2 rRNA genes are annotated in these 4,615 nt (G+C 58.3%); both read left to right on the top strand.

Features of this window, described 5'->3' with window-relative positions:
- Window positions 1-30: 30 nt before the first annotated feature.
- Window positions 31-1,553 (top strand): 16S ribosomal RNA (locus BLW04_RS24770).
- A gap of 474 nt (window positions 1,554-2,027) precedes the next feature.
- Window positions 2,028-4,615: ribosomal RNA gene (locus tag BLW04_RS24765) — 23S ribosomal RNA — on the top strand; the annotation flags it as partial.

Genomic DNA, 4,615 nt, shown 5'->3' with positions numbered 1-4,615 from the left:
CAACTCTCGGTCTCAGCTGCGATCAAATCATCTACGGAGAGTTTGATCCTGGCTCAGGACGAACGCTGGCGGCGTGCTTAACACATGCAAGTCGAGCGAGGCCCACTCTTCGGGGTGGTGCCCTAGCGGCGAACGGGTGAGTAATACGTGGGCAACCTGCCCTCAGCTCTGGGATAACTCCAAGAAATTGGTGCTAATACCGGATGTGACCGCTGACCGCATGGTCTGGTGGTGGAAAGATTCATCGGCTGGGGATGGGCCCGCGGCCTATCAGCTTGTTGGTGGGGTCACGGCCCACCAAGGCGACGACGGGTAGCCGGCCTGAGAGGGTGACCGGCCACACTGGGACTGAGACACGGCCCAGACTCCTACGGGAGGCAGCAGTGGGGAATATTGCGCAATGGGCGAAAGCCTGACGCAGCGACGCCGCGTGGGGGATGACGGCCTTCGGGTTGTAAACCTCTTTCAGCAGGGACGAAGCGAAAGTGACGGTACCTGCAGAAGAAGCACCGGCCAACTACGTGCCAGCAGCCGCGGTAATACGTAGGGTGCAAGCGTTGTCCGGAATTATTGGGCGTAAAGAGCTCGTAGGCGGTCTGTCACGTCGGCTGTGAAAACCCGAGGCTCAACCTCGGGCCTGCAGTCGATACGGGCAAACTAGAGTGTTGCAGGGGAGACTGGAATTCCTGGTGTAGCGGTGAAATGCGCAGATATCAGGAGGAACACCGGTGGCGAAGGCGGGTCTCTGGGCAACAACTGACGCTGAGGAGCGAAAGCGTGGGGAGCGAACAGGATTAGATACCCTGGTAGTCCACGCCGTAAACGTTGGGCGCTAGATGTGGGGGCCATTCCACGGTCTCCGTGTCGCAGCTAACGCATTAAGCGCCCCGCCTGGGGAGTACGGCCGCAAGGCTAAAACTCAAAGGAATTGACGGGGGCCCGCACAAGCGGCGGAGCATGTTGCTTAATTCGATGCAACGCGAAGAACCTTACCTAGGCTTGACATGCACGGAAATCTCACAGAGATGTGGGGTCCTTTAAAGGGTCGTGCACAGGTGGTGCATGGTTGTCGTCAGCTCGTGTCGTGAGATGTTGGGTTAAGTCCCGCAACGAGCGCAACCCTCGTTCTATGTTGCCAGCACGTCATGGTGGGGACTCATAGGAGACTGCCGGGGTCAACTCGGAGGAAGGTGGGGATGACGTCAAATCATCATGCCCCTTATGTCTAGGGCTGCAAACATGCTACAATGGCCGGTACAAAGGGCTGCGATACCGCGAGGTGGAGCGAATCCCAAAAAGCCGGTCTCAGTTCGGATTGGGGTCTGCAACTCGACCCCATGAAGTTGGAGTCGCTAGTAATCGCAGATCAGCAACGCTGCGGTGAATACGTTCCCGGGCCTTGTACACACCGCCCGTCACGTCACGAAAGTCGGTAACGCCCGAAGCCGGTGGCCCAACCCTTGTGGAGGGAGCCGTCGAAGGCGGGATCGGCGATTGGGACGAAGTCGTAACAAGGTAGCCGTACCGGAAGGTGCGGCTGGATCACCTCCTTTCTAAGGAGCACTGGCCGCACACCCACCTCGGTGGGGAATGTGTGTGGTCCAGAGCCGTGCGCGGACCGGGATGCTCGCCCAGTTTCGGGTGGGTGCCGGTGTTCGTGACGGAGCTCGAGGGTGGAACGCTGACCAGTTCGGCCGGTGACTTGGTGTCGCTGCTGGTACGGCCTGTTTGATCCTGCGTTCGCGTGGGGGAGGGTCTGGAACGTGGTGGTGCTGGGGGGCTGGTTGTAGGCACGCTGTTGGGTCCTGAGGGAACGGGCAACTGTTCGCTCTGGTGAGGGGTCGTCTAGGTATCGTACCGCCCGGGGTTGCCGGGGCTGGCGGTGTCGGGTGGGCGGTCATCTTCCGTACTTTGAGAACTGCACAGTGGACGCGAGCATCTTGTAAGTAATAGTTGTGCGGATACCCGCGCTCGTCTTGTCCGGTCCTTCGGGGTCGGGTTGGTCGGGTGTGGGTTCTTTGTGTGTTGGTCAAGTTTTTAAGGGCACACGGTGGATGCCTTGGCACCAGGAGCCGATGAAGGACGTAGGAGGCTGCGATAAGCCTCGGGGAGCTGTCAACCGAGCGTTGATCCGAGGATTTCCGAATGGGGGAACCCCGCACCAGTCATGTGGTGTGACCCGCGCCTGAACACATAGGGCGTGTGGAGGGAACGTGGGGAAGTGAAACATCTCAGTACCCACAGGAAGAGAAAACAACCGTGATTCCGTGAGTAGTGGCGAGCGAAAGCGGATGAGGCTAAACCGATCGCATGTCAAGCCGGCAGGCGTTGTGTGGTCGGGGTCGTGGGACGATTCAGTGCCTTCTGCCGAGGGTGCAGGGAGTCAGAAAGTCTTGATGTTAGTGGAAGGCCTCTGGAAGGGGTCGCCATAGAGGGTGAGAGCCCCGTACACGAAAACTCAAGGCCTCCCGGATTGTATCCCAAGTAGCACCGAGCCCGTGAAATTCGGTGTGAATCTGGCGGGACCACCCGCTAAGCCTAAATACTCCCTGGTGACCGATAGCGGACAAGTACCGTGAGGGAAAGGTGAAAAGTACCCCGGGAGGGGAGTGAAATAGTACCTGAAACCGTGTGCCTACAAGCCGTGAGAGCCTTATGCACCTTCGGGTGTGGGGGTGATTGCGTGCCTTTTGAAGAATGAGCCTGCGAGTTAGCGGTACGTGGCGAGGTTAACCCGTGTGGGGTAGCCGTAGCGAAAGCGAGTCCGAACAGGGCGATCTGAGTCGCGTGCTCTAGACCCGAAGCCGAGTGATCTACCCATGGCCAGGTTGAAGCGCGGGTAAGACCGCGTGGAGGACCGAACCCACCAGGGTTGAAAACCTGGGGGATGAGCTGTGGGTAGGGGTGAAAGGCCAATCAAACTCGGTGATAGCTGGTTCTCCCCGAAATGCATTTAGGTGCAGCGTCACGTGTTTCTTGCCGGAGGTAGAGCACTGGATGGTCTAGGGGCCCCACAAGGTTACTGAAATCAACCAAACTCCGAATGCCGGTAAGTGAGAGCGTGGCAGTGAGACTGCGGGCGATAAGGTTCGTAGTCGAGAGGGAAACAGCCCAGATCATCAGCTAAGGCCCCTAAGCGTGTGCTAAGTGGAAAAGGATGTGGAGTCGCAGAGACAACCAGGAGGTTGGCTTAGAAGCAGCCACCCTTGAAAGAGTGCGTAATAGCTCACTGGTCAAGTGATTCCGCGCCGACAATGTAGCGGGGCTCAAGCACACCGCCGAAGCTATGGCATTCACATGTTCCCTGTCGTCACCTTTCGGGGTGCCGGCCAGGTGTGTGGATGGGTAGGGGAGCGTCGTGTGGGGGTTGAAGCGGCGGAGTGATCCAGCCGTGGACGCCACACGAGTGAGAATGCAGGCATGAGTAGCGAAAGGGGAGTGAGAAACTCCCCCGCCGGATGACCAAGGGTTCCTGGGCCAGGCTAATCCGCCCAGGGTGAGTCGGGACCTAAGGCGAGGCCGACAGGCGTAGTCGATGGACAACGGGTTGATATTCCCGTACCCGCGAAAGAACGCCCATGCTGAACCCAGCGATGCTGACCGCCTGAAGCTTCCAACTGTCCTTCGGGACTGCGGGGGTGGAACGCGGGACCCGGACTGGTAGTAGGTAAGCGATGGGGTGACGCAGGAAGGTAGTCCTACCGGTGAGTGGTAGTACCGGTGCAAGGGTGTGGCCCGTGGTGTAGGCAAATCCGCACCGCATGAGGGTGAGACCTGACGCATAGCCGATTGAGGCGAATTGGATGATCCTATGCTGCCGAGAAAAGCCTCTAGCGAGTTCTTAGCGGCCCGTACCCCAAACCAACTCAGGTGGTCAGGTAGAGAATACCAAGGCGATCGAGCGAACTGTGGTTAAGGAACTCGGCAAAATGCCCCCGTAACTTCGGGAGAAGGGGGGCCACTTCCTGTCAACACCTTTACGGTGGGCAGCGGGGGGTGGCCGCAGAGACCAGTGAGAAGCGACTGTTTACTAAAAACACAGGTCCGTGCGAAGTCGAAAGACGATGTATACGGACTGACGCCTGCCCGGTGCTGGAACGTTAAGGGGACGGGTTAGTCCTTCGGGGCGAAGCTCAGAACTCAAGCGCCAGTAAACGGCGGTGGTAACTATAACCATCCTAAGGTAGCGAAATTCCTTGTCGGGTAAGTTCCGACCTGCACGAATGGCGTAACGACTTCTCAGCTGTCTCAACCACAGGCTCGGCGAAATTGCACTACGAGTAAAGATGCTCGTTACGCGCGGCAGGACGGAAAGACCCCGGGACCTTCACTATAGCTTGATATTGGTGTTCGGTTCGGCTTGTGTAGGATAGGTGGGAGACTGTGAAGCGGGCACGCCAGTGTTTGTGGAGTCATCGTTGAAATACCACTCTGGTCGAATTGGATGTCTAACCTCGGTCCGTGATCCGGATCAGGGACAGTGTCAGGTGGGTAGTTTAACTGGGGCGGTTGCCTCCCAAAATGTAACGGAGGCGCCCAAAGGTTCCCTCAGCCTGGTTGGCAATCAGGTGTCGAGTGCAAGTGCACAAGGGAGCTTGACTGCGAGACCGACGGG

This window comes from Modestobacter sp. DSM 44400 (assembly GCF_900107175.1).
Classification (GTDB): Bacteria; Actinomycetota; Actinomycetes; order Mycobacteriales; family Geodermatophilaceae; genus Modestobacter.
The sequence above is the reverse complement of the archived record's forward strand: the minus strand, read 5'-3'. Positions and strand labels throughout refer to the sequence as shown.